At 61.8% G+C, this 23598-nt stretch carries 28 protein-coding genes; 24 read left to right on the top strand and 4 right to left on the bottom strand.

Annotated features, from left to right (window positions below; all coding sequences use genetic code 11):
- Nucleotides 1-152 precede the first annotated feature (152 nt).
- Nucleotides 153-731 carry a Maf family protein gene (locus BFP89_RS02240; protein WP_065883754.1) on the bottom strand — a complete coding sequence of 193 codons (579 nt, stop codon included), beginning with the start codon at nt 729-731 and terminating at the stop codon, nt 153-155.
- Nucleotides 732-836: 105 nt separating this feature from the next.
- On the opposite strand from BFP89_RS02240, the gene BFP89_RS02235 reads away from it, so the two are divergent.
- The 20 genes from BFP89_RS02235 (at nt 837) to BFP89_RS02140 (ending at nt 18548) form a co-directional block, all read left to right on the top strand.
- On the top strand, nt 837-1367 hold the full coding sequence (locus tag BFP89_RS02235) for a YceD family protein (RefSeq protein ID WP_057721115.1): 531 nt from the start codon (nt 837-839) through the stop codon (nt 1365-1367).
- 13 nt (nt 1368-1380) lie between these two features.
- Complete coding sequence (gene rpmF / locus BFP89_RS02230) at nt 1381-1563, top strand: 50S ribosomal protein L32 (RefSeq protein WP_003179396.1); 183 nt, start codon at nt 1381-1383, stop codon at nt 1561-1563.
- A 4-nt stretch (nt 1564-1567) separates the two neighbouring features.
- The gene (gene plsX / locus BFP89_RS02225; RefSeq protein WP_083207998.1) at nt 1568-2578 is read left to right on the top strand and encodes a phosphate acyltransferase PlsX; all 1011 of its coding nucleotides are present in this window, start codon (nt 1568-1570) and stop codon (nt 2576-2578) included.
- Between the two features lie 126 nt (nt 2579-2704).
- The gene (gene fabD / locus BFP89_RS02220) at nt 2705-3643 is read left to right on the top strand and encodes an ACP S-malonyltransferase (protein ID WP_065883749.1); all 939 of its coding nucleotides are present in this window, start codon (nt 2705-2707) and stop codon (nt 3641-3643) included.
- 24 nt (nt 3644-3667) lie between these two features.
- Nucleotides 3668-4411: a 3-oxoacyl-ACP reductase FabG gene (gene fabG / locus BFP89_RS02215; RefSeq protein ID WP_057721118.1), complete on the top strand. Its 744-nt coding sequence runs from the start codon at nt 3668-3670 to the stop codon at nt 4409-4411.
- A gap of 191 nt (nt 4412-4602) precedes the next feature.
- Nucleotides 4603-4839: an acyl carrier protein gene (gene acpP / locus BFP89_RS02210; RefSeq protein ID WP_003175607.1), complete on the top strand. Its 237-nt coding sequence runs from the start codon at nt 4603-4605 to the stop codon at nt 4837-4839.
- A gap of 128 nt (nt 4840-4967) precedes the next feature.
- Nucleotides 4968-6212, top strand: a complete 1245-nt coding sequence (gene fabF, locus BFP89_RS02205) for a beta-ketoacyl-ACP synthase II (RefSeq protein ID WP_057721119.1) — start codon at nt 4968-4970, stop codon at nt 6210-6212.
- Nucleotides 6212-7027, top strand: a complete 816-nt coding sequence (gene pabC, locus BFP89_RS02200; RefSeq protein WP_065883748.1) for an aminodeoxychorismate lyase — start codon at nt 6212-6214, stop codon at nt 7025-7027. Before fabF ends, pabC begins: the two co-directional genes overlap by 1 nt.
- On the top strand, nt 7028-8149 hold the full coding sequence (gene mltG / locus BFP89_RS02195; RefSeq protein ID WP_065883745.1) for an endolytic transglycosylase MltG: 1122 nt from the start codon (nt 7028-7030) through the stop codon (nt 8147-8149).
- 19 nt (nt 8150-8168) lie between these two features.
- Complete coding sequence (gene tmk, locus BFP89_RS02190; protein WP_065883743.1) at nt 8169-8801, top strand: dTMP kinase; 633 nt, start codon at nt 8169-8171, stop codon at nt 8799-8801.
- The gene (locus BFP89_RS02185) at nt 8794-9783 is read left to right on the top strand and encodes a DNA polymerase III subunit delta' (protein ID WP_065883741.1); all 990 of its coding nucleotides are present in this window, start codon (nt 8794-8796) and stop codon (nt 9781-9783) included. Before tmk ends, BFP89_RS02185 begins: the two co-directional genes overlap by 8 nt.
- A 56-nt stretch (nt 9784-9839) precedes the next feature.
- Complete coding sequence (locus BFP89_RS02180; RefSeq protein WP_065883739.1) at nt 9840-10643, top strand: TatD family hydrolase; 804 nt, start codon at nt 9840-9842, stop codon at nt 10641-10643.
- A 534-nt stretch (nt 10644-11177) separates the two neighbouring features.
- The gene (locus BFP89_RS02175) at nt 11178-11831 is read left to right on the top strand and encodes a TetR/AcrR family transcriptional regulator (RefSeq protein WP_065883737.1); all 654 of its coding nucleotides are present in this window, start codon (nt 11178-11180) and stop codon (nt 11829-11831) included.
- Between the two features lie 119 nt (nt 11832-11950).
- The gene (locus BFP89_RS02170) at nt 11951-12919 is read left to right on the top strand and encodes a GTP 3',8-cyclase MoaA (protein ID WP_065883735.1); all 969 of its coding nucleotides are present in this window, start codon (nt 11951-11953) and stop codon (nt 12917-12919) included.
- Nucleotides 12920-13137: 218 nt separating this feature from the next.
- Nucleotides 13138-13743, top strand: a complete 606-nt coding sequence (locus tag BFP89_RS02165) for a DUF4823 domain-containing protein (RefSeq protein ID WP_065883733.1) — start codon at nt 13138-13140, stop codon at nt 13741-13743.
- A 16-nt stretch (nt 13744-13759) separates the two neighbouring features.
- Nucleotides 13760-14320: a DUF1285 domain-containing protein gene (locus BFP89_RS02160; RefSeq protein WP_065883730.1), complete on the top strand. Its 561-nt coding sequence runs from the start codon at nt 13760-13762 to the stop codon at nt 14318-14320.
- Nucleotides 14321-14390: 70 nt separating this feature from the next.
- A complete protein-coding gene (locus BFP89_RS02155; RefSeq protein ID WP_065883728.1) occupies nt 14391-15104 on the top strand; it encodes a GntR family transcriptional regulator in 714 nt (237 codons plus the stop codon).
- On the top strand, nt 15101-16114 hold the full coding sequence (locus BFP89_RS02150; protein ID WP_065883726.1) for an ADP-ribosylglycohydrolase family protein: 1014 nt from the start codon (nt 15101-15103) through the stop codon (nt 16112-16114). The genes BFP89_RS02155 and BFP89_RS02150 overlap by 4 nt, the downstream gene beginning before the upstream one ends.
- 57 nt (nt 16115-16171) lie before the next feature.
- Entirely contained in the window at nt 16172-17638 is a 1467-nt protein-coding gene (locus tag BFP89_RS02145; RefSeq protein WP_065883724.1) for a purine-cytosine permease family protein, read from the top strand.
- Nucleotides 17631-18548 carry a PfkB family carbohydrate kinase gene (locus BFP89_RS02140; RefSeq protein WP_065883723.1) on the top strand — a complete coding sequence of 306 codons (918 nt, stop codon included), beginning with the start codon at nt 17631-17633 and terminating at the stop codon, nt 18546-18548. The genes BFP89_RS02145 and BFP89_RS02140 overlap by 8 nt, the downstream gene beginning before the upstream one ends.
- 115 nt (nt 18549-18663) lie before the next feature.
- Here BFP89_RS02140 and BFP89_RS02135 read toward each other — a convergent pair whose 3' ends face one another.
- From BFP89_RS02135 to BFP89_RS02125, 3 genes are read right to left on the bottom strand one after another with little or no spacing between them, the layout of a single operon-like run.
- Nucleotides 18664-19044: a termination factor Rho gene (locus BFP89_RS02135; protein ID WP_065883721.1), complete on the bottom strand. Its 381-nt coding sequence runs from the start codon at nt 19042-19044 to the stop codon at nt 18664-18666.
- Nucleotides 19045-19092: 48 nt separating this feature from the next.
- Nucleotides 19093-19359: a hypothetical protein gene (locus BFP89_RS02130; protein WP_065883719.1), complete on the bottom strand. Its 267-nt coding sequence runs from the start codon at nt 19357-19359 to the stop codon at nt 19093-19095.
- A 50-nt stretch (nt 19360-19409) separates the two neighbouring features.
- Complete coding sequence (locus BFP89_RS02125) at nt 19410-19748, bottom strand: hypothetical protein (RefSeq protein ID WP_065883717.1); 339 nt, start codon at nt 19746-19748, stop codon at nt 19410-19412.
- A gap of 191 nt (nt 19749-19939) precedes the next feature.
- On the opposite strand from BFP89_RS02125, the gene BFP89_RS02120 reads away from it, so the two are divergent.
- From BFP89_RS02120 to BFP89_RS02105, 4 genes are all read left to right on the top strand, one after another.
- Nucleotides 19940-20419 (top strand): GNAT family N-acetyltransferase, encoded by a 480-nt coding sequence (locus BFP89_RS02120; protein ID WP_065883715.1) that lies wholly within the window; start codon nt 19940-19942, stop codon nt 20417-20419.
- Nucleotides 20420-20568: 149 nt separating this feature from the next.
- Nucleotides 20569-21390, top strand: a complete 822-nt coding sequence (locus BFP89_RS02115) for an SDR family oxidoreductase (protein ID WP_065883714.1) — start codon at nt 20569-20571, stop codon at nt 21388-21390.
- A gap of 32 nt (nt 21391-21422) precedes the next feature.
- On the top strand, nt 21423-22403 hold the full coding sequence (locus BFP89_RS02110) for a substrate-binding domain-containing protein (RefSeq protein WP_104504402.1): 981 nt from the start codon (nt 21423-21425) through the stop codon (nt 22401-22403).
- Nucleotides 22400-23598, top strand: a 1199-nt coding sequence (locus tag BFP89_RS02105) for an ATP-binding cassette domain-containing protein (RefSeq protein ID WP_065883612.1), incomplete at its 3' end; no start/stop codon positions are given. The genes BFP89_RS02110 and BFP89_RS02105, both read left to right, overlap by 4 nt.

Raw genomic sequence — 23598 nt, 5'->3', positions numbered from 1 at the left:
TCCAGGGCCCGGCATTGCGCTGATCCCAAGCCAGCAGTAGATCAAAATGTGGGAGGGGGCTTGCCCCCGATGACGGTGTGTCAGCAATAGATAAGCTGGCTGATCCACCGCTATCGGGGGCAAGCCCCCTCCCACATTGGGTTGATGTGTGCTTAAGGGATTTGTACGCCTTCGGTTAGCAGCATATCCACCAGTCGAATCAGTGGCAGGCCAACAAGGCTGGTGGCATCCGGGCCGTCAGTGCTCTGGAACAGGCTTACACCCAGCCCCTCGGCCTTGAAGCTGCCCGCACAGTCATACGGTTGCTCGATCCGCAAATAACGCTCGATGCGCTCCTCGTCCAGTTCACGCATCTGCACGGTAAACGGTACGCAGTCGACCTGGCAGTGTCCCGTCTCGCTGTTGAGCAGTGCCAGGCCTGTAAGAAAGCTCACACGCTTGCCGCTGGCCGCCAACAATTGCTCGCGGGCATTTTCAAAGGTGTGGGGCTTGCCGATGATCCGGCCTTCCAGTGCCGCTACCTGATCAGAGCCAATGATCAAATGCCCGGGATGGCTGGCGGCGAGGGCGCGCGCTTTCTGTTCGGCCAGGCGCTTGACCAGCTCAAGGGCTGACTCACCCGGGCGATGGCTTTCATCGATATCCGGCGAGCTGCAGGTGAACGGCAAGTGCAGGCGGCTCAGCAATTCCCAGCGATAAACCGAGCTGGACGCGAGTAATAAAGGCAGCATATACGTCTCCTCAAGACAGCCGCAGATTCTAGCGGCGTGACCGGCTGACGCACAGGGCTGAATTTCCTTTGACATGGCCGGGTGCATCCCTATAATGCTGCGCCTATGTTGAATGACCCGATTCCACCTCACGTTGACCCGCGCAAATTGGCTGATCGTGGCACTTCCCTTCAAGGTGAATTGCCGCTGGCCGATTTGGAGAGACTCTGCGACTCGCTTTCCGACACTGTCGGTGCGGTCCAGGCCAAATTCGTTTTTGAACGAGATGAACGTAAATCTGTGGTAATTCACAGCCTTATCGACACCGAAGTCAAAATGGTTTGCCAGCGTTGTCTTGAGCTGGTCACCCTGCCGATCCACAGCGAATGCAGTTATGCCGTGGTGAAGGAGGGTGCGAATACCCAGTCGTTGCCGAAAGGTTATGACGTGCTGGAACTGGGCGAAGATCCTTTGGATCTGCATGCACTGATCGAGGAGGAGCTTTTGCTCGCCTTGCCCATTGTGCCTGCTCATCATCCGGAAGAATGCCAGCAGCCGGCGGGCCTCGATGACGAGCCCGAACCGAGCGAGGACGAGGTAACGCGGTCCAACCCGTTCAGTGTATTGGCGCAGTTAAAGCGTGACCCAAACGTTTAGGAGTTAATCAATTATGGCTGTTCAGCAGAACAAAAAATCCCGCTCCGCCCGTGACATGCGCCGTTCGCACGACGCTCTCGAGGCTAGCACCCTGTCCGTGGAAAAGACCACCGGTGAAGTTCACCTGCGTCACCACGTATCGCCAGAAGGCGTATACCGTGGCCGTAAAGTGATCGACAAGGGCGCTGACGAGTAATCACTTGTCTGCTCAAGTCATCGCGATTGACGCAATGGGCGGGGACTTCGGTCCCCGCAGCATTGTTCAGGCCTGCATTGCCAGCCTGTCCGCTACGCCCTCGCTGCACCTGACCCTTGTCGGTCAACCTACCCTTATTGAAGAACTGATTGCCAGCCATCCGGCGGTGGATCGCGCGCGCCTGACGGTTACGCCGGCCAGCGAAACCATCACCATGGACGAAAAACCGGCAGCGGCCCTGCGCGGCAAGCCCGACTCGTCCATGCGCGTGGCCCTGGAGCTGCTGCGCGACGGCAAGGTGCACGCCTGTGTCAGCGCCGGCAATACCGGCGCGCTGATGGCCCTGTCGCGGCATGTGCTCAAGACCCTGCCGGGCATTGATCGGCCGGCGATGGTGGCGGCGATTCCGACGCAGAAAGGTTATTGCCAGTTGCTGGACCTGGGGGCGAATGTCGATTGCAGTGCCGAGCATCTGTTGCAGTTCGCCGTGATGGGGTCGGTGGCCGCCGAAGCGCTGGGTGTGGTCCGGCCTAGGGTGGCCCTGCTCAATATCGGCACCGAGGAGATCAAGGGCAACCAGCAGGTCAAGCTGGCCGCCACCTTGCTGCAGGGCGCGCGGGGTTTGAACTACGTAGGTTTTGTCGAAGGTGATGGCTTGTACCGTGGCGAAGCCGACGTGGTGGTGTGTGACGGCTTTGTCGGCAACATTCTGCTCAAGTCCAGTGAGGGCTTGGCAACCATGATTGCCACGCGTATCGAAGCCTTGTTCAGGCAGAACCTGGCAGCGCGCATGGTCGGCGCCCTGGCGCTGCCGTTGATGCGTCGTCTGCAGGCCGACCTGGCGCCGGCGCGGCATAATGGCGCGAGTTTCCTGGGGTTGCAGGGCGTTGTGGTGAAAAGCCATGGCTCGGCAGGTGTCGAGGGCTTTCAGAGCGCGATTGCCCGGGCCGTGATCGAGATTCAGGACAACCTGCCGCAACGCCTGCGCGGCCGTCTGGAGGGCTTGTTGCCTTAGGCGAATCGGCCCGGGAGTGCTTAAATGTGACCGGCCAGTTCAATTGACCATCCAATCTGTCAGTTTCGCGCGCTCCCACCGTCGGCGTGCGCATTTTTGACGACCAGATCATTAGGGGCTTGTTACATGTCTACATCCCTCGCATTCGTCTTTCCAGGGCAAGGTTCGCAGTCCCTCGGCATGTTGGCCGAGCTGGGCGCGCAATACCCGCTGGTCCTGGACACGTTCAAGGAAGCTTCCGACGCCCTGGGTTATGACCTGTGGGCGCTGACCCAGCAGGGGCCGGAAGAGCAACTCAATCAAACCGACAAGACCCAGCCGGCCATTCTGACCGCTTCGATCGCCCTGTGGCGCGTGTGGCTGGCCGAAGGCGGCGCACGCCCGGCATTCGTCGCCGGTCACAGCCTGGGCGAATACAGCGCCCTGGTCGCGGCGGGCAGCCTGACCCTCGGTGAAGCGGTCAAGCTGGTCGAGCGTCGTGGCCAGTTGATGCAGGAGGCCGTTCCGGCCGGGCAGGGCGGCATGGCCGCGATCCTGGGGCTGGACGATGCCGTGGTGATCGAAGCCTGCGCCGAGGCGGCGCAGGGTGAAGTGGTCAGCGCGGTGAATTTCAACTCCCCTGGCCAAGTGGTCATCGCGGGTGCCAAGGCAGCGGTCGAGCGCGCCATCGAAGGCTGCAAGGCCCGGGGTGCCAAGCGTGCGCTGCCGTTGCCGGTCAGCGTGCCTTCACACTGCGAGCTGATGCGTCCGGCGGCCGAGCGTTTTGCCGAGTCCATCGCCGCCATCAACTGGCAGGCGCCGCAGATCCCGCTGGTGCAGAACGTCAGCGCGGCGGTCGCCCCGGACCTGGAGACCCTCAAACGCGACCTGCTGGAGCAACTCTACAAGCCGGTTCGCTGGGTTGAATCGGTGCAGACCCTCGCCGCCAAGGGCGCCACCGAACTGGTCGAGTGCGGCCCGGGCAAAGTCCTGGCCGGCCTGAACAAGCGCTGCGCCGACGGCGTATCGACTGCCAATCTCAATACCCCGGATGCCTTCGCTGCCGCTCGTGCGGCGCTGGCCTGATCCCCGAACTTAGGAGAAGCCTGCATGAGTCTGCAAGGTAAAGTTGCATTGGTTACCGGCGCAAGCCGTGGCATCGGCCAGGCCATCGCCCTGGAACTGGGTCGTCAGGGCGCCGTCGTGATCGGCACCGCCACGTCCGCCTCGGGTGCCGAGCGTATCGCCGCAACCCTGAAGGAAAACGGCGTGCAGGGCACCGGCCTCGAGCTGAACGTGACCAGTGACGAATCCGTGGCGGCCGTGCTGGCCGCGATCACCGCGCAGTTCGGTGCGCCGGCGATTCTGGTGAACAATGCCGGTATCACCCGCGATAACCTGATGATGCGCATGAAAGACGACGAATGGTACGACGTGGTCGATACCAACCTGAACAGTCTGTTCCGCCTGTCCAAGGGTGTTTTGCGCGGCATGACCAAGGCGCGCTGGGGCCGAATTATCAATATTGGCTCCGTAGTGGGTGCCATGGGCAACGCCGGCCAAGTAAACTACGCTGCGGCCAAGGCCGGTCTGGAAGGTTTCAGCCGTGCACTGGCGCGTGAAGTCGGCTCGCGGTCGATTACGGTAAACTCGGTGGCCCCAGGGTTCATCGACACCGATATGACCCGCGAACTGCCCGAAGCACAGCGTGAAGCCTTGCTGACGCAGATTCCGCTGGGCCGTCTGGGCCAGGCCCAAGAGATCGCGAATGTGGTCACTTTCCTGGCATCCGACGGTGCGGCATACGTGACCGGGGCTACAATTCCGGTGAACGGCGGGATGTACATGAGTTAAATTGTGACGGATCGCTTCAAAAATATGTCATACGAGCTGTCTAAAATCCGTTATAAAGCTGCAACTTAATTTATAGGCAGGTGGTCGAGCGGGTACAGGGTGAAGCTTTCGGTTGAAAAACCGAAATGGCTTTCTATACACTTACCCACTGGCCAGCTGCCTGAATTTGTCCATTAGGAGTTAAACAAGGTATGAGCACCATCGAAGAGCGCGTCAAGAAAATCGTCGCCGAGCAACTGGGCGTTAAGGAAGAAGAAGTGGTCAACACTGCTTCCTTCGTAGAAGACCTGGGTGCCGATTCCCTTGACACCGTTGAGCTGGTGATGGCTCTGGAAGAGGAATTCGAGACCGAAATCCCGGACGAAGAAGCTGAAAAAATCACTACTGTTCAAGCTGCCATCGACTACGTTACTAGCCACCAGGCGTAATAGTTTGTAGTCGTCGCCTGCTGTCAGGGAAAAACCGCACTGCTGTAACGGCGTGCGGTTTTTTCTTTCAGCGGTGACGAAAAGTACGCTGCGAAGCAAAGTGTCGTCATTAGAAAAAGGAGAGTGCTGTGTCGCGTAGACGCGTCGTAGTCACCGGTATGGGTATGTTGTCGCCACTGGGCACGGATGTGCCAAGCAGTTGGCAGGGCATTCTGGCTGGCCACAGTGGTATCGGTCTGATCGAACACACGGACCTTTCTGCCTATTCCACCCGTTTTGGCGGCTCGGTAAAGGGTTTCAATGTCGAGCAATACCTTTCGCTCAAGGAATCGCGCAAGCTCGACCTGTTCATTCAATACGGCCTGGCAGCCGGTTTTCAGGCAGTGCGTAACGCCGGCCTGGAAGTCACCGACGCCAACCGTGAGCGCATCGGCGTGGCCATGGGTTCGGGGATTGGGGGTCTGACCAATATCGAAGAAACCAGCCGCACGCTGCACGATTCCGGTCCCCGTCGAATTTCACCGTTCTTCGTGCCGGGCTCGATCATCAATATGATTTCCGGTTTCCTGTCCATCCATTTGGGGGCACAGGGGCCTAACTACGCCATCGCGACGGCGTGCACCACGGGCACTCACTGCATCGGCATGGCGGCGCGAAACATCGCTTACGATGAAGCTGACGTGATGATTGCCGGTGGCGCCGAGATGGCTGCCTGCGGCCTGGGCATGGGCGGCTTCGGCGCGTCCCGTGCGCTGTCGACCCGCAACGATGAGCCGACCCGTGCCAGCCGTCCTTGGGACAAGGGCCGTGACGGTTTCGTGCTGTCCGACGGTGCCGGTGCCCTGGTACTGGAAGAGCTGGAGCATGCCAAGGCGCGCGGTGCCACCATCTATGCCGAGCTGATCGGGTTTGGCATGAGCGGCGACGCCTACCACATGACCTCGCCACCGTCCGACGGTGCCGGTGCTGCGCGCTGCATCACCAATGCCCTGCGCGATGCGAAGGTCAATGCCGACCAGGTGCAGTACATCAATGCCCATGGCACGTCGACGCCGACCGGCGACCTGGCGGAAGCCGAAGCCATCAAGTCGGTGTTCGGCGAACACGCCTACAAGCTGGCGGTCAGCTCGACCAAATCCATGACCGGCCACCTGTTGGGCGCGGCGGGTGCGGTCGAGGCGATCTTCAGTGTCATGGCCATCAAGGATCAGGTCGCTCCGCCGACCATCAACCTCGATGAGCCGGACGAAGGCTGCGACCTCAACTTCGTGCCTCACGAAGCGCAACCGATGCCGATCGACGTGGTGATCTCCAACTCGTTCGGGTTTGGTGGCACCAACGGCTCGCTGGTGTTCCGCCGGTTCGCCGAGTGATGCACAGCTGGGTCGACGGTCAGCCAGCGGACAGCGTGCCCCTGAAAGATCGCGGCCTGGCGTATGGCGATGGTGTGTTTGAAACCATCGCGGTCAAGGCCGGGCAGCCGGTGCTGCTCGACCGTCACCTGCAGCGCCTCGATGAGGGCTGCAGGCGCCTCGCGTTGGAGGTGGATCACGCCCTGGTCCGCAGCGAAGTGCTGGCCTATGCCGCAGCCCTGGGCAATGGCGTGCTCAAGTTGATCCTGACCCGTGGCGACAGCCAGCGCGGTTACGGCATCGATCCCGATGCCGCGGTACGCCGTATCTTGCAGGGCGGTCCGCCCGCCACCTATCCCGAAGCCCATGGCACCGACGGCATCCGTCTGTTTGCGTGCGCCACCCGCTTGGCCGAACAACCGCTGCTGGCCGGGCTCAAACACCTGAACCGCCTTGAGCAGGTCATTGCCCGCGCCGAATGGCGGGATGCCGAGCATGCCGAAGGCTTGATGCTGGATAGGTCCGGGCGGGTTATCGAAGGCGTATTCAGCAACCTGTTTGTGGTGCGCAACGGCGTGTTACGTACCGCTGATCTGACGCGTTGCGGCGTTGCCGGGGTGATGCGCGCCGAGATCCTCGACCAGGCGCAAGCCCTGGGCGTCCCGGTGGCCGTGGCCGACGTCAGCCTGGAGCAGTTGCGACAGGCCGACGAAGTCTTCGTGTGCAACAGCGTTTATGGCATCTGGCCGGTACGCGAGTGCGCTGGGATGAGCTGGTCGGTTGGGCCGCTCACCCGTAAACTGCAGGGCATTGTTCGCGCGCTATTGGATATTTGAGTGATACGAAAACTGGTTGTGCTGCTGCTGGTCGGTCTGTTCTCGGCGGTTTTGCTGTCGGGCTTCTGTGCCTGGAAATACAACGCTGCCTTGAAGCAGCCGTTGCACCTGACCCAGGAGCAGTTGCTTGATGTTCCGGCAGGGGCCACGCCCACCGGCACCTTCAATCGTCTGGAAGCCGATGGCGTGCTCGACGGTGCCTTCTGGCTGCGTCTTTACTGGCGCTTTAACCTTGAGAACCAGCCGCTGCACAGCGGCGAATACCGCATGACCCCGGGCCTCACCGCCGAAGGCCTGATCGGCCTTTGGCAGCGTGGGGAAGTGGTGCAATACAGCCTGACCCTGGTGGAGGGGTGGAACTTTCGCCAGGTGCGCTCGGCCCTGGCCAAGCACGAAAAGATCGTGCAGACCCTCACCGGCCTCAGTGACAGCGAAGTGATGGACAAGCTCGGCCATCCCGGCGTATTCCCTGAAGGGCGGTTCTTTCCCGACACCTACCGTTTCGTGCGGGGCATGACGGACGTCGAATTCCTGAAGAAAGCCTACAACCGTCTGGACGATGTGCTCGCCCAGGAGTGGAGCAGGCGCGCCGCTGATGCGCCTTACACCGAGCCTTATCAAGCGCTGATCATGGCCTCGCTGGTGGAGAAGGAGACCGGTATGCCCGAAGAACGTGGGCAGATTGCCGGTGTGTTCGTGCGTCGCCTGAAGCTGGGCATGATGTTGCAGACCGACCCCACGGTGATCTATGGCCTGGGTGAGCGCTACAACGGCAAATTGACCCGTGCCCATCTCAAGGAGGCCAACCCTTACAACACCTACATGATCGCTGGCCTGCCGCCGACACCCATCGCCATGGTGGGCCGCGAGGCGATTCATGCCGCCCTGAACCCGGTGCCGGGCAGCAGCCTGTATTTCGTCGCCCGTGGCGATGGCAGCCATGTGTTCTCGGATGACCTGGATGCCCATAATGCCGCCGTACGCGAGTTTCAACTCAAGCGCCGCGCCGATTACCGGTCCAGCCCGGCACCGCAGGTCAAGCCGCTGGAAGACACGGTGCCACCGGTTGAAGTACCGGTAGACCCCGCGCCGGACACCAGCGCCCCGCAAAGCCCGCAATGACTCTGACTAAGGACTGCCTGTGACTGGCTTGTTTATGACCCTCGAAGGCCCGGAAGGCGCCGGCAAAAGCACCAACCGCGATTACCTGGCCGAGCGCCTGCGCGCCGCGGGCGTCGAAGTGGTATTGACCCGTGAGCCTGGCGGTACGCCGCTGGCCGAGCGCATCCGTGAAGTCTTGCTGGCGCCGGGTGACGAGCCGATGAATGCGGATACCGAGCTGCTGCTGGTGTTCGCCGCCCGTGCCCAGCATCTGGCCGAGGTGATCCGGCCGGCCCTGGCCCGCGGCGCCGTGGTGATCTGCGACCGTTTTACCGACTCCACCTACGCCTACCAGGGCGGTGGTCGCGGCTTGTGCCTGCAGCGTATCGCTGCCCTGGAAGCCTTCGTTCAGGGGGACTTGCGCCCCGACCTGACCCTGCTGTTCGACCTGCCGGTGGAAGTGGGCATGGCCCGCGCCAGCGCGCGCGGTCGTCTGGATCGTTTCGAGCTGGAAGGCCAGGCATTTTTCGACGCCGTGCGCACCGCGTTCCTCGAGCGTGCCAGGGCGGAGCCTGCGCGTTATCACCTGCTTGACGCAGCGCAGCCGCTGGCTCAGGTGCAGCAAGCCCTTGATGCGCTGTTACCGACCCTGCTGGAGCGCGCTCGTGGCTGAAGCCTACCCGTGGCAGGACGGTCTCTGGCAGCAATTGGCCGGCCGTGCCCAACACGCCCACGCTTATTTGCTGCACGGCCCGACCGGTATCGGCAAGCGTGCCCTGGCCGAGCGCTTGATGGCGAGCCTGTTGTGCCAGCGGCCCGTTGATCTGCACGCCTGCGGCGAATGCAAATCCTGCCTGCTGCTGAAGGCCGGCAGCCACCCCGATAACTATGTGCTGGAACCTGAGGAAGCGGACAAGGCGATCAAGGTCGACCAGGTGCGCGACCTCGTCAGCTTCGTGGTGCAAACCGCGCAGATGGGCGGGCGCAAGGTGGTGCTGATCGAGCCGGTGGAGGCGATGAACATCAACGCCGCCAACGCGTTGCTCAAGAGTCTGGAAGAACCGTCCGGCGACACCGTGCTGTTGCTGGTCAGCCATCAGTCCAGCCGCTTGCTGCCGACCATCCGCAGCCGTTGCGTGCAGCAGGCATGCCCTTTGCCGAGCGAAGCCATGAGCCTGCAATGGCTGGCGCAGGCGCTGCCCGATTGCGCCGAGCAGGAACGGATCGAATTGCTGACCCTGGCCGCGGGTTCCCCGCTTGCGGCGGTGAAGCTGCACGCCCAGGGCGTGCGCGAGCAACGGGCACTGGTCGTAGACGGTGTGAAGAAACTGATCAAGCAGGAACTGTCCGCCACGCAATTGGCCGAAAGCGCGTGGAAGGACATTCCCCTGCTGCTGCTGTTCGACTGGTTCTGCGACTGGTCGAGCCTGATCCTGCGCTACCAGTTGACCCAGGACGAAAACGGCCTGGGTTTGCCGGACATGCGCAAGGTGGTGCAATACCTTGCGCAGAAAAGTGCCCAGGACAAGGTGCTGAGCATTCAGGACTGGATTCTCGCCCAGCGTCAGAAAGTGCTCGGCAAGGCCAACCTCAACCGCGTGCTGTTGCTTGAAGCACTGCTGGTCCAATGGGTCGGCTTGCTCGGCCGACGTTAATTTCCTTGGCCGACGGGTGTATCGTCGGCCAGACACTACTCAAGTTGTAATTGCCCATGCTCGTAGACTCCCATTGCCATCTCGACCGCCTTGATCTCGCCCAGCACAACGGCTCCCTGGACGCCGCCCTCGACGCTGCGCGCCAGCGCGGGGTAGGGCACTTCCTGTGCATCGGCGTCAGTGCCGAAAATGCCGCCGACGTCAAAGCCCTTGCCGATCGCTACGCCGATGTGGATTGCTCGGTGGGTATCCACCCGCTGGACCTCAAGCCCGGCGAAGCACCGGCCCTGGACTGGCTGCTCGGCGAACTCAATCACCCGCGCGTCGTCGCCATTGGCGAAACCGGTCTGGATTACCACTACGAACCCGAAGCCGCCGATCTGCAGCAGGCCTCATTCCGCCTGCACCTGCAGGCCGCGCAGCAGACCGGCAAGCCGGTGATCGTCCATACCCGTGGGGCTCGTGCCGATACCCTGACGCTCTTGCGCGAAGCCGCGCTGCCCCAGGCCGGTGTGTTGCATTGCTTTACCGAAGACTGGGCGATGGCCAAGGCGGCCCTGGACCTGGGGTTCTATATTTCCCTGTCGGGCATCGTTACCTTCCGCAATGCCGACGCGTTGCGTGATGTGGCGCGCCAAGTGCCTGCCGACCGGCTGCTGGTGGAAACCGATTCGCCGTACCTGGCGCCGATCCCCCATCGCGGCAAGCCGAACCTGCCGGAATATGTGCGTGACGTGGCGGATTATCTGGCGATGCTGCGCGGCGAGTCCTGCGAGCGCTTCGCCGAGCAGACGACCGAGAATTTCAAGCGTCTGTTTCCATTGGCCCATGTGGCCGGCGCTGCTACTTCTGCGACGTAGCGCGCTTGCTCGCGAAAAACGTCAACGATAACGCGTGCATCCTGGATAAACGCGGTGTCTATGAGTTCTTCGCGAGCAAGCTCGCTCCTGCAGGAGAAAATCGCAGGCAAAAAAAACCCGGGTTCTGGGGGGTGAATCCGGGTTAAGACCATTAGGAGTAAAACAAGGGTACGCAGTCCGTCGGTACCCAGGTCGACGCTTCACTTGGGGGAGATGTCGCGACGACACTTGAAGTATTGATCACTCTGGGATTCAGTCCAGTCTCGATGGGTCGATTTTTAAACGGATTTGGAATACGCGCGCTTCGCTTGAGTTCTCATCGAGTGGATGGGCAGGTGGGAATGGCGCGTCTTGTTTCTGACTGATATCGAGCAAATCGTTGGCGTACTGAAAGTAAAGTGCATAACGGGGTCACATAGGCGTTGCCCAACGACCGTTCAGTCGGGATAATCCCTCGCATCGGGTAAATCGTATCGCCACGTATCCTTGGCCTGCGCAACCCTTCCTATTCCGACCTTTGCAGACCTCTTCCTCATGCATAAAGAACCCCGTAAGGTCCGTGAGTTTCGCCGCCGTGAGCAGGAAATTCTCGACACCGCACTCAAATTGTTCCTCGAACAAGGCGAAGACAGCGTCACCGTCGAGATGATCGCGGATGCCGTGGGTATCGGCAAAGGCACGATCTACAAGCACTTCAAGTCCAAGGCCGAGATTTACCTGCGCCTGATGCTCGACTACGAGCGTGACTTGAATGAGCTGCTGCATTCCGCCGATGTCGACAAGGACAAAGAGGCCTTGTCCCGGGCCTATTTCGAGTTCCGCATGCGCGATCCGCAGCGCTACCGCCTGTTTGACCGCCTGGAAGAAAAGGTCGTCAAGGGCCACCAGGTACCGGAAATGGTCGAGGAGCTGCACAAGATCCGCGCCTCGAACTTTGAACGCCTGACCTTGCTGATCAAGGGCCGTATCAGTGAAGGCAAGCTTGAAGACGTGCCTCCCTACTTTCACTACTGCGCCGCCTGGGCCCTGGTGCATGGCGCCGTGGCGCTGTACCACTCGCCGTTCTGGAGCAATGTGCTGGAAGACCAGGAAGGTTTCTTCCAGTTCCTGATGGATATTGGCGTGCGCATGGGCAACAAGCGCAAGCACAGTACCGAGCCGCCGGCCGTGGAGTCGCCCTCCACCTGATGATGATTTACTGCCACGCGCGGGACCCCGGGAATATACTCAGGCAAGGCCCCTTGCTAAAAGCTGATTTATCAGTCAGCTTTTAGCGCGCCCCGATTCATCCTCTGCCGGAGTGGTTCATGATCGTCGATCGTCAAGGCAGGCGATTTCGCAATTTGCGGATCAGCCTGACCTCAGCCTGCAATTATGCCTGTACCTATTGCGTGCCCAACGGCAAGCGGCTGGTGGCTGCCCAGGACGAACTCTCGGCCCAGGCCATGGCGCGGGGCGTGGCGTACCTGATCGAAGCGGCCGGCATCGATCGCCTGCGGATTACCGGGGGTGAACCGCTGGTCAGTCCCAAGCTGGAAGCCTTCATGGGCGCCGTGGGCCAGATGGGGCTCAGCGATATCAGCCTGACCACCAACGGCCAGTTGCTGGCGCGCAAGCTGCCGCTGCTGGTGGACGCCGGTATCCGGCGCATCAACGTGTCCCTCGATACCCTGGATGCCGACGCCTTTCGCAGCATCGCCCGTGGTGGCGACCTGGCCACTGTGCTCGACGGCATGGACCAAGCGCGCGCGGCCGGGATCAAGATCAAGGTCAATATGGTGCCTTTGCGCGGCCAGAACCTGGACCAGGTGCTGCCGTTGCTCGATTACTGCCTGGAGCGGGGCTACGAGCTGCGCTTTATCGAATTGATGCGCATGGGCCACTTGGCCAAAGACTCCAACGCCTTCCTGCAGCAATTCGTCAGCCTGCAGCAATTGCTCAGCCTGATCGGCGAACAGCATGAATACCTGCAAGCCAATGCGCCCGTCGACGCCACGGCCGTACGCTATGAAGTGCCGGGCAAGGGCTTCTTTGGCGTGATCGCCAATGAGAGCGTGCCGTTCTGCCGCACCTGTTCGCGGTTGCGGCTGTCGTCCACGGGGTGGTTGCATGGTTGCCTGTCTTCGAGCAATCGTCACTACGTCGGCGACCTGCTGGACAAGCCGCGCCACCAGGCACTGCCGGCGCTGCAAGGGCTGCTGATGAAAGCCCTGGGCGACAAACAGGAAGTGGCCTTCTCGGGCGGCGCGACGGTGATGAAGATCATTGGCGGCTAACTTGTGGAAGCGGTCTGTAGGAGCGAGCTTGCTCGCGAAAAACGTCAACGATAACGCGTGCCTTCTGAATGAGCGCGGTGCCTGTGGGTTTTTCGCGAGCCAACTCGCTCCTGCAGGGCATCAGGGCTTGCCCCCTCGCACATTTAAATCAAGCTGGCGCAGATTCTGCATCTCACGCCCATTCGCCGGTTTTCCGTCACCGGCTTCTGGAGGATAGGATGCGTAGTCTGGTTTTGTTGCTGGCGTCGTTGGCACTCAGTGGTTGCATGACCGTCAGCGATATGGCCGAAGGCACCCGCTATCAGATGAGCGACGCCGGCTTGCTCGACCACAGTGATACGCGTCGCACCGCTTCAATTCGTGTGCAGCCGGACTCCTTCATCTTTATCGCCCAGGGCGCTTTCGTGCCGCCCGGCAGCGCGTATCCGCGCCCCAACGTGGTGGCTGAGGAAGCGTTCAACGGCTTCGTCGAATATTTCCCCATGGTGCGTCGCGCCCGTCAGCCTGAAGGCCTCGAACAGGCCATGGCCGAAGCGCGCGGGGTGGGCGCTCATTACTTGCTCTATTGCCGTTTTGCGGCAGCCGACGACCGTATCGGCAACGCCGATGAGTGGACCGACCAGCAAGCCCTGGACCGCCTTGGCCTGGACAGCGGCGTGATCCAGATCATGTTGATCGAGACCAGCACCCAGTATTTGATTGATACTGCACGCATTCGCAGTCGTGGCGGTTTACTGACGTTCCACGACAACACGCCACAAGATCTGATTGCCCGGCCGCTGGCCCAGTACGCCCGAAGCTTGCTCGGCATGAGCAATCAGTAAGCCTGAGGAGACCCCCATGACCGATACCGCCAAGGCCAACGATCTGTTGGCGCAACTGCCCAAGGGTAAAGGGCCGGCGCCGGTGCATCTGTGGAACCCGGATTTCTGCGGCAATATCGACATGCGCATCGCCCGTGACGGCACCTGGTTCTATCGGGGCACGCCTATCGGGCGCAAACCCATGGTCAAGTTGTTCTCCAACATCATTCGCCGCGATGGCGATGATTACTTCCTGGTCACGCCGGTGGAAAAGGTCGGCATCACTGTCGATGACGCGCCATTCGTTGCCGTCACCCTTGAGGTGCAAGGGCAGGGCGAGCGCCAGGTGCTGCGCTTTACCACCAACGTCGAAGAACAGATCGAGGTCGGGCCCGAGCACCCGTTGCGGGTGGTGATCGATCCGCTTACCGAGGAACCGGCGCCTTATCTGCGGGTGCGCAGCAATCTTGAAGCCCTGGTGCACCGCAACGCGTTTTACCAATTGGTGGAGTTGGCGGTAAGCCGTCCGATCAACGGTCAGAACTGGCTCGGGGTATGGAGCAGCGGGGAGTTTTTCCCGATTGGCCTGGAGCCCTGACCTCGGTTTTTTCATTGCCCTGACATAATTTGCTTGCTGGAGACGGCGCCTTTCGGTTATCAATTTGTACATGATTAGACATGTTCGATTCGATAAGAAAAAACGCGTCGTCGACGAGCTCATCCGCCGTATCGAGGGTGGGGTGATGGCCGACGGTTTCCTGTTGCCGGGTGAACACCAATTGGCCGAGGAGTTTGCCGTCAGTCGTGGCACCCTGCGCGAGGCGCTGGCCGAGCTCAAGCGGCGCAATTACATCGCCACCCAAAGCGGTGTCGGCTCCATTGTCACCTTTGATGGTATGGGGCTCGACCAGCGCCACGGATGGGCCCAGGCCCTGGCGGACACCGGCGCGCAGGTGAGCACCGAGGTGCTGCGCTTCGAAGCGGTGACACGCCCGGACTTGTCCAGCCGTTTCGGCAGCGAGCAGTTCATTGCCCTCGATCGCCTGCGCCGCACCGCCGACGGAACAGCGGTGTCGCTGGAACGCTCGCTGATGCCCGCCACCGGTGACCTGGAAAGCCTGCCCCGCATCGGCCTGATCGACCATTCCCTGACCATCACCCTGGCGGCCTACGGCTATGTGGGCGCCACGGGCGACCAATGGATCGGCGCCGAGGCCCTGGGCGATGAAGACGCTCAGTTACTCGGCCGTCCGGCCGGCACAGTATTTCTCAAGGCCTCGCGCACCACCTATGACCGTCGCGAGCGTTTCATGGAGCATGTCGAAAGCTTGCTCGATCCCGTGCATTTTCGTTTGCACCTGCAATTTGGGGCGTCCAAATGACTGCTGAAATCCGCGCGCTCGGCGCTTTTTATGGCCTGGCCCTGGGCGATGCGCTCGGCATGCCCACCCAATCCCTGAGTCGTGAGCAGGTCCGCCAGCGCTTCGGCGCCATCACCGCCCTGGAAGATGCCGGCCCCGACCAACCGATCGCGCCGAACATGCCCGCCGGTTCGATCACCGATGACACCGAACAGGCGATCCTGGTCGGTGAGTTGTTGGTCGAAGGCCGCGGTACGATCGAACCCGGCGTTCTCGCCCAACGCCTGATCGACTGGGAGGCGACCATGCGCGCCAAGGGTTCCCAGGACCTGCTCGGGCCGTCCACCAAGCGGGCGATCGACATGATCCTCGCCGGGCACACCCCCGAAGAATCCGGGCGCTACGGCACCACCAATGGCGCAGCCATGCGCATCACGCCGGTGGGCATCGCCGCCGATGTCAGCGACCCGGCGCAGTTTATCCAGGCGGTGATCCAGGCCTGCCAGGTCACCCATAACACCAGCCTGGGCATTGCCAGCGCGGCGGCGGTCGCGGCGGTGGTCTCGGCCGGTATCAATGGCGTCGACCTGGGCGAAGCGCTGAACATCGGCACCCAGGTGGCGCAACAGGCCGAACACCATGGCCACTGGGTTGCCGGCGGACGCATGTCGACCCGCATCAGTTGGGCACGCACCTTGAGCGTCGGAAGCGGCGACACTGCGCTGTTCACCGACTTGCTCTATGAATTGATTGGTACCTCCGTCGCCTCCCAGGAGTCGGTGGTGGTGTCGTTCGCCCTCGCGCAGCAAGTGGCGTCGGGCGACATGAACGCGTTCGAAGCGCTGTGCCTGGCCGCGAGCCTGGGCGGCGACACCGACACCATCGCCGCGATCCTCGGCGCCATGCTTGGCGCGTGTCTGGGGATGCAGTGCTGGCCCGGGCCGTTGATCGAGCAGGTCAAGCAGGTCAACAGCCTGGATGTGCAAGTGCTGGTTCAAGACCTGCTCGCCTTGCGCCAGGCATCACGTTGATCTGCCATTGAAGCGTTGCCACAACCATAACAATACAGGCACCAGGAGCCCCACCCCATGAGCAGCACCTCTTCCGGCCAAAGCGCCGGGCAATTGGAAACGCGCGGCATCGAGCCGGTCCCGGAAGGCGAGTGCAACGGGCATCCGCTGCAACTGTTCTGGGTCTGGTTCGCGGCCAATATCAGCATCCTCGGCTTGCCGCTGGGTGCCACCCTGGTTGCGTTTCGCGGCCTGGCCATCTGGCAGGCGATCATCGTCGCAATCCTGGGCGCTGCTGGTTCCTTCGCGGTGGTGGGCATCATTTCCATCGCCGGTCGCCGTGGCCGCGCGCCCAGCCTGACTTTGTCCCGCGCCATCTTCGGCGTACGCGGCAATATCGGGCCGACCCTGGTGTCGCTGATGTCGCGCCTGGGCTGGGAAACGGTCAACACCACCACGGCCGCCTTTGTGTTGCTGTCGCTGTGCTCGATCCTGTTCGGTTCCCCGGTGGAAGCGAAAAGCGCGCCGTTGCTCACCCTGATCTTCATCGCCGTTTTCGTGCTGCTGACCCTGGCCGTTTCCGGCCTGGGCCATGCCACCTTGCTGGTGATCCAGAAATGGGCGACCTACGTGTTCGGCGCGCTGAATATTGTGGTGGGCGGCTTCCTCTGCGCCACCATCGACTGGAGCGCAGTCTTCAACGCCACGCCGGCGCCGCTGAGCGCCATGATCATCGGCGTCGGCACCATGGCGGCCGGTACCGGTATCGGCTGGGCCAACGCCGGTGCCGATATGTCGCGTTACCAGCACCGCAGCGTCAAGGCCGTGCGCCTGGTGGCCTCTGCCGCGTTCGGTGCGGGCATACCGCTGGTGTTGCTGATCACCCTCGGTGGCCTGCTGTCGGTGGGTAACAACGACCTGGCCTCGGCCACGGACCCGATCATTGCGATCCGCGACATGCTGCCGACCTGGATGGCGGTGCCGTACCTGATCACCGCGTTCGGCGGGCTGCTGTTGTCGAACAACCTGTCGGTGTATTCAGCCGGCCTCACCACCCTGACCCTGGGCCTGAAGGTCAAGCGCGTGCACGCGGTGATCGTCGACATCGTGGCGATTTTTGCCGGCTCCATTTACTTCATGCTGATCGCCGACAGTTTCTACGGTCCGTTCATCACCTTCATCTCCTTGCTGGCGGTGCCGATTACCGCCTGGGTGGGGATTTTCGTGGTCGACCTGATCCACCGTCACTACTACAGCCCCAAGGATTTGCTGGATGTCAGCCCGAGCAGCGCCTACTGGTATCGCGGCGGTGTGGAGTGGCGCGCATTTGGCGCCTGGGCGCTGGCTATCGTGCTGGGGTTCAGCTTCACCACCATCGGCACCACCGCCGACAACATCTGGTTTGCCGGGCCATTGTCCGATTCCTGGCTCGGCCATAACGGCCTCGGCTGGATCGTCACCTTCCTGGTGGCCGGCGGCGTCTATGCCGTACTCGGCGGCGCTGCCGATCGACGTCCCGCGTCAGTCGAGCGTCCCAATGTCTAGATTGCTGCACACCGGACAGGTCATCGTCGACCTGGTCATGGCCCTCGATACCTTGCCGCCGAGCGGGGGCGACGTGTTGGCCAGGTCCGCCAGTTTCGAAGCCGGCGGTGGCTTCAACGTCATGGCCGCCGCGCGGCGCAATGGTTTGCCGGTGGTTTACCTGGGACGTCACGGCAGCGGCCGCTTTGGTGACCTGGCCCGCGCTGCGATGCAGGCAGAAAGCATTGAAATGGCACTGCCGGCCAGCAGCGACCAGGACACTGGCCTGTGCGTGTCCCTGACCGAAGCCACCACGGAGCGCACGTTCATCTCCCACCTCGGCGCCGAGGGGGAACTGAGTGCCGATGACCTGGCCCGGGTAGTGCCGCGCAGCGATGACTATGTGTATGTCAGCGGTTACAGCCTGCTGCTTGAGGGCAAGGCGCAGGCGCTGATCGACTGGTTGCTGGCGCTGCCGCGCGAGGTGCTGGTGATGTTCGATCCAGGCCCGCTGGTCAAGGCGCCGGACTCGGCCTTGATGCGAGCGCTGTTGCCGCGTATCGATATCTGGACCAGCAATGGCCCGGAGGCCCTGGCCTTCACCGGCGCCATGGACATTGCCGGCGCATTGCCCGAATTGGGCCGACACCTGCCCGCCAAGACGCTGCGGGTGGTGCGCGACGGGCCTGGTGGGTGCTGGGTAGGGCAGGCCGGCGACGTCAGGCATGTGCCGGGTTTCAAGGTGCAGGCGGTGGACAGCAATGGCGCGGGGGATGCGCATGCCGGGGTGTTTATCGCCGCACTAGCGAACGGCTTGAACCCCGTCGAGGCGGCGCGTCGAGCGAATGCAGCCGCGGCATTGGCGGTGACACGCTGGGGGCCGGCGACGTCTCCAGGCACAGCTGAAGTCGATGCATTAGTTTCAACATAAACACACATCAAACTGTGGGAGGGGGCTTGCCCCCGATAGCGGTGGGTCAGTTATAGATGAGCTGACTGATACACCGCTATCGGGGGCAAGCCCCCTCCCACATTTGAAGCTATGTTCAACCGGCCTTGCGCAGCGCCTGGATCAGCTCATCCTTGCGCATGGTCGAACGCCCGGGAATATTCCTGGCCCGCGCTTCCTTCATCAGGCTTTCCTTGGTTTGCGTGCCAAGCGACGCACGACTGCTGCGAGGATGCCCCTCACGGCTGGCGGCCGCGCGCTTGGCTGAATCCTGCTGGTCCTGTTTCTTCTTGGCCGGCGCCTTGCGCTGACCGGACCCGCCGGTTTTTTCACCGCCGCCGGACTGCTTGTTGACGGTAGCCCAGGCACGAGCTTCGGCTTCCTCCTTGGACACGCCCTTATGCTCATAACTGTCTTCAATATGAGCGGCCTTGCGTTTCTGTTCGGTGGTGTATTTGGCTTTGCTTCCACGAGGCATCGCTAAACTCCTTCTGGCCCCAGCGGCGGGGCCAGACCACAAATGAAATCACTGCAAGCCTTGACCCTCGAGCTTGCGCGCCTCATCCACACCCGACGCGGTCAACTTGATCGGCAGGTTCAACGAATATTCACCGGCGTCGTCGGTGGTCACATGTCCATCCTTGATCAGCCCGCGGTCCTGCAGGAAGGCCAAGACACTGGCGACTTCTTTTCCGCCGCGGTAGTTATCCAGCACCTCCTTGCCCAAACCTTGCGGATGAGCGTGCAGCAGGCGGGTGAGGACTTCTCGTTCAAGGTTTCTATCAACGTTCATGTGTACCTCTTCACTGGGAATGATCGGGTGTCGAGCGTGTCAGTCAGGGATCAAGGCGCAGGCTGTTTTGGTGCGCCTGGCAGGTTCGAATCGTCGCCTTTATTGATCTTCGGTTCGTTCACCGATGGGCCCATTTTGCCGTTGCCGACGGCAGCAGGTGCCTGGCGCTGGGTGTCGTGGCCCTTGGTGTGCGGGTCGGCGGCGTTGGTGTTGTCGATGATCGCGCCGCCGTTGGTGTCGAGACCGGTGCCCATGGACTTTTGCGATTCGGTGGTGGCGTCAGGCGTTGGATCGGTCGGGCCGGTCGCCGAGGTGGCGGCAAACGCGCTCAACGACGCAGCAGACAGCAGGCCGGTGAGGGCCAGGGCAGCAAATTTGGAATTTTTCATGAGGGTGTCTCCATATGATTAATGTCCTTACCCTTGATTGGTCAGCCGCACTTTGCTGTTTGTGCCTTGATGGCGACGAACGGTCTTACGCGGCCTGTAAGAATTTGTGTACCCGTCATAGGGAAATTGCGCTGCAATCAGTCATCAAAGCGTCTTAGTATGTGGGCTTTGAACTTGCCCAAGGCGCGCCCATGACCATCGAGATTCGCCCCGCCGTACCCAGCGATGCTGCGCAGATCCTGACTTTCATCACTGAACTGGCCGAGTATGAGAAAGCCCGGCACGAAGTGGTCGCCAGCGTGGTGGATATCGAACGCAGTTTGTTCAGCGAGGGCTCCACCGCCCATGGCCTGATCTGTTCGCGCGACGGTCTGCCGATTGGCTTTGCGGTGTTCTTTTTCAGCTACTCCACCTGGCTTGGCAGTAACTGCCTGTATCTGGAAGACCTTTATATCAACCCGGAACAGCGCGGCGGCGGGGCGGGCAAGAAGTTGCTGCGCCACCTGGCCAGGATCGCTTGCGACAACGGCTGCGGGCGCTTCGAGTGGAGCGTGCTGGACTGGAACGAGCCGGCGATTGCGTTCTACAAGTCCATCGGCGCGCAGCCTCAGGAAGAGTGGGTGCGCTACCGCATGGAAGGCAATGCGCTGAGGGATTTCGCCCAGGGCTGACAAGCGCGCGGAACCGGCCCTATACGGCCGGTTTTTTTATAGGTTTGTTCACATTGTGGGATGTAAATTTATATATTGAGATGTTTCAAGCTGTGGGTTTATAGTCGCCTGCATCAGCACTCACTGCCAAAAATAAAACAGGTGAAGCGATGCAGGCACAACCGTTGTCCCTACCCGCCGTGCCCGAGCCCACTTACGGCGAGCGACTCAAGCACAAGGTGGTGATCATCACCGGCGCTGCGCAAGGCATTGGCGAGGCCATCGTGGCGTGCTTCCAGGCGCAGCAGGCGCGGTTGGTGATCGCGGATATCCAGGCCGACAAGGTCGAGAAAGTCGCGGCCCATTGGCGCGAACGCGGCGCCGAGATTGTCGCGCAGGCCGTGGATATCACTTCCACAGAGCAATGGCGGGCACTGGTCAATGTGGCCATTGAGCGCTTCGGCCGCGTGGACGTGCTGGTCAACTGCGCCGGGGTCAACGTGTTTCGCGACCCGCTGCAAATGACCGACGAGGACTGGCGCCGCTGCTTCGCCATTGACCTTGACGGCGCCTGGTACGGTTGTCGCGCGGTGCTGCCGCACATGATCGAGCAGGGCATCGGCAACATCATCAACATTGCGTCCACCCATTCCAGCCACATCATTCCCGGCTGTTTTCCCTACCCTGTGGCCAAGCACGGCCTGCTCGGCCTCACCCGCGCCCTTGGCATCGAATACGCGCCCAAGGGCATCCGCGTGAATGCCATCGCCCCGGGCTATATCGAAACCCAGCTCAACGTCGACTACTGGAACGCGTTCCCCGACCCCCACGCGGAGCGCCAGCGCGCGTTCGACCTGCACCCGCCCAAGCGCATCGGCCAGCCCATCGAGGTGGCGATGAGCGCGCTGTTTCTGGCGACCGACGAGGCGCCCTTTATCAATGCCGCCTGCCTGATGATCGATGGCGGGCGGTCTGTGATGTACCACGACTAAACCGTTTTCCAATAACAACAATGAGGTGGTCCATGTTCAAGAAGACACTCGGTGCTGTGGCGCTTGCGTTGGCGTTCAGTGGGTTTGCATCCGCTGAAGAAGTAAAGATCGGCTTCCTGGTCAAACAGGCCGAAGAACCCTGGTTCCAGACCGAATGGGCCTTCGCCGAAAAAGCCGGCAAGGAGCACGGTTTCACCGTGATCAAGATCGCCGTGCCGGATGGCGAGAAAACCCTGTCGGCCATCGACAGCCTGGCCGCCAACGGCGCCAAGGGCTTTGTGATCTGCCCGCCGGATGTGTCCCTCGGCCCGGCGATTGTCGCCAAGGCCAAGGTCAACGGCCTCAAAGTGATGGCCGTGGACGACCGCTTCGTCGACGCCAAGGGCAACTTCATGGAGGACGTGCCGTACCTGGGCATGGCCGCGTTTGAAGTGGGCCAGAAACAGGGCGCCGCCATGGCCGCCGAAGCGAAAAAACGCGGCTGGGACTGGAAGGACACCTACGCGGTGATCAACACCTTCAACGAACTCGACACCGGCAAGAAACGCACCGACGGTTCGATCAAATCCCTGGAAGAAGCCGGCATTCCCAAGGACCACATCCTCACCGCCGCGCTTAAAACCCTCGACGTGCCCGGCAGCATGGACGCCACCAACTCGGCCCTGGTCAAGCTGCCCAGCGGCGCGAAAAACCTGATCATCGGCGGCATGAACGACAACACCGTGCTCGGTGGCGTACGTGCCACTGAAAGCGCCGGCTTCAAGGCCGCCAACGTGATCGGCATCGGCATCAATGGCACCGACGCCATCGGCGAATTGAAGAAAGCCGACAGCGGCTTCTTCGGCTCGATGCTGCCAAGCCCGCATATCGAGGGCTACAACACCGCGCTGGCGATGTACGAGTGGGTCACCACCGGTAAAGAGCCCGCCAAATACACCGCCATGGACGAAGTGACCCTGATCACCCGCGCCAACTTCCAGGAAGAACTGACCAAGATCGGGCTGTGGAAATGACCGCTGCGGCCCTGCGTTTTGACGGTATCGGCAAAACCTTCCCTGGGGTCAAGGCGCTCGATGGCATCAGCTTCACCGCGCACCCGGGGCAAGTGCACGCCCTGATGGGCGAGAACGGTGCGGGTAAATCGACGCTGCTGAAGATCCTCGGCGGCGCCTATATTCCCAGCAGCGGCACGGTGCAGATCGGCGAGCGGGTCATGGCCTTCAAGAACGCCGCCGACAGCATTGCCAGCGGCGTGGCGGTGATCCACCAGGAGCTGCACCTAGTGCCGGAAATGACCGTGGCCGAAAACCTGTTCCTCGGGCATCTGCCGTCGCGTTTTGGCGTGGTCAACCGCAGCGTGCTGCGCCAGCAGGCGCTGGCGTGCCTCAAGGGCCTGGCCGATGAAATCGATCCCCAGGAAAAGCTCGGCCGCCTGTCCCTGGGCCAGCGCCAATTGGTGGAAATCGCCAAGGCGCTGTCCCGTGGCGCCCACGTGATTGCCTTCGATGAGCCGACCAGCAGCCTCTCTGCGCGTGAGATTGATCGCTTGATGGCGATCATTGCGCGCCTGCGCGATGAGGGCAAAGTGGTGCTCTATGTCTCGCACCGCATGGAAGAAGTGTTCCGTATCTGCACTGCGGTGACGGTGTTCAAGGACGGGCGCTTCGTGCGCACCTTCGAGGACATGAGCGCGCTGAGCCACGATCAGTTGGTGACCTGCATGGTCGGCCGCGATATCCAGGACATCTACGACTATCGCCCGCGCGAGCACGGCGAAGTGGCCCTGAAGGTCGACGGCCTGCTCGGCCCCGGCCTGCGCGAGCCGATCAGTTTCAACGTGCGCAAAGGCGAAATCCTCGGCCTGTTCGGCTTGGTGGGGGCAGGGCGCACGGAACTGTTCCGCCTGCTCAGCGGCCTGGAACGCGCCAGTGCCGGCAGCCTGGAGTTGTGCGGTGAGCCGCTGCAATTGCGTTCACCCCGCGATGCCATCGCGGCCGGCGTGCTGCTGTGTCCGGAAGACCGCAAGAAGGAGGGCATCATTCCGCTGTCCAGCGTTGCTGAAAACATCAACATCAGTGCCCGTGGCGCGCATTCGGCGTTCGGCTGGCTGCTGCGTGATGGCTGGGAAAAGGGCAACGCCGACGGGCAAATCAAGGCGATGAAGGTCAAGACGCCCAGCGCCGAACAGAAAATCATGTACCTGTCCGG

It is taken from the genome of Pseudomonas sp. 31 R 17 (genome assembly GCF_900004915.1).
Classification (GTDB): domain Bacteria; phylum Pseudomonadota; class Gammaproteobacteria; order Pseudomonadales; family Pseudomonadaceae; genus Aquipseudomonas; species Aquipseudomonas orientalis_A.
Note: the sequence above shows the minus strand (reverse complement) of the source record. Positions and strands in the feature narration are given on the sequence as shown.

Bases quoted from the DNA above. Each gene is read 5' to 3' on its own strand.
- BFP89_RS02240 (WP_065883754.1), bottom strand. From the start codon at position 731: ATGCTGCCTTTATTACTCGCGTCCAGCTCGGTTTATCGCTGGGAATTG.
- BFP89_RS02235 (WP_057721115.1), top strand. From the start codon at position 837: ATGTTGAATGACCCGATTCCACCTCACGTTGACCCGCGCAAATTGGCT.
- rpmF (WP_003179396.1), top strand. From the start codon at position 1,381: ATGGCTGTTCAGCAGAACAAAAAATCCCGCTCCGCCCGTGACATGCGC.
- fabD (WP_065883749.1), top strand. From the start codon at position 2,705: ATGTCTACATCCCTCGCATTCGTCTTTCCAGGGCAAGGTTCGCAGTCC.
- fabG (WP_057721118.1), top strand. From the start codon at position 3,668: ATGAGTCTGCAAGGTAAAGTTGCATTGGTTACCGGCGCAAGCCGTGGC.
- acpP (WP_003175607.1), top strand. From the start codon at position 4,603: ATGAGCACCATCGAAGAGCGCGTCAAGAAAATCGTCGCCGAGCAACTG.
- pabC (WP_065883748.1), top strand. From the start codon at position 6,212: ATGCACAGCTGGGTCGACGGTCAGCCAGCGGACAGCGTGCCCCTGAAA.
- BFP89_RS02180 (WP_065883739.1), top strand. From the start codon at position 9,840: ATGCTCGTAGACTCCCATTGCCATCTCGACCGCCTTGATCTCGCCCAG.
- BFP89_RS02175 (WP_065883737.1), top strand. From the start codon at position 11,178: ATGCATAAAGAACCCCGTAAGGTCCGTGAGTTTCGCCGCCGTGAGCAG.
- BFP89_RS02170 (WP_065883735.1), top strand. From the start codon at position 11,951: ATGATCGTCGATCGTCAAGGCAGGCGATTTCGCAATTTGCGGATCAGC.
- BFP89_RS02165 (WP_065883733.1), top strand. From the start codon at position 13,138: ATGCGTAGTCTGGTTTTGTTGCTGGCGTCGTTGGCACTCAGTGGTTGC.
- BFP89_RS02160 (WP_065883730.1), top strand. From the start codon at position 13,760: ATGACCGATACCGCCAAGGCCAACGATCTGTTGGCGCAACTGCCCAAG.
- BFP89_RS02155 (WP_065883728.1), top strand. From the start codon at position 14,391: ATGATTAGACATGTTCGATTCGATAAGAAAAAACGCGTCGTCGACGAG.
- BFP89_RS02150 (WP_065883726.1), top strand. From the start codon at position 15,101: ATGACTGCTGAAATCCGCGCGCTCGGCGCTTTTTATGGCCTGGCCCTG.
- BFP89_RS02145 (WP_065883724.1), top strand. From the start codon at position 16,172: ATGAGCAGCACCTCTTCCGGCCAAAGCGCCGGGCAATTGGAAACGCGC.
- BFP89_RS02140 (WP_065883723.1), top strand. From the start codon at position 17,631: ATGTCTAGATTGCTGCACACCGGACAGGTCATCGTCGACCTGGTCATG.
- BFP89_RS02135 (WP_065883721.1), bottom strand. From the start codon at position 19,044: ATGCCTCGTGGAAGCAAAGCCAAATACACCACCGAACAGAAACGCAAG.
- BFP89_RS02130 (WP_065883719.1), bottom strand. From the start codon at position 19,359: ATGAACGTTGATAGAAACCTTGAACGAGAAGTCCTCACCCGCCTGCTG.
- BFP89_RS02125 (WP_065883717.1), bottom strand. From the start codon at position 19,748: ATGAAAAATTCCAAATTTGCTGCCCTGGCCCTCACCGGCCTGCTGTCT.
- BFP89_RS02120 (WP_065883715.1), top strand. From the start codon at position 19,940: ATGACCATCGAGATTCGCCCCGCCGTACCCAGCGATGCTGCGCAGATC.
- BFP89_RS02115 (WP_065883714.1), top strand. From the start codon at position 20,569: ATGCAGGCACAACCGTTGTCCCTACCCGCCGTGCCCGAGCCCACTTAC.
- BFP89_RS02110 (WP_104504402.1), top strand. From the start codon at position 21,423: ATGTTCAAGAAGACACTCGGTGCTGTGGCGCTTGCGTTGGCGTTCAGT.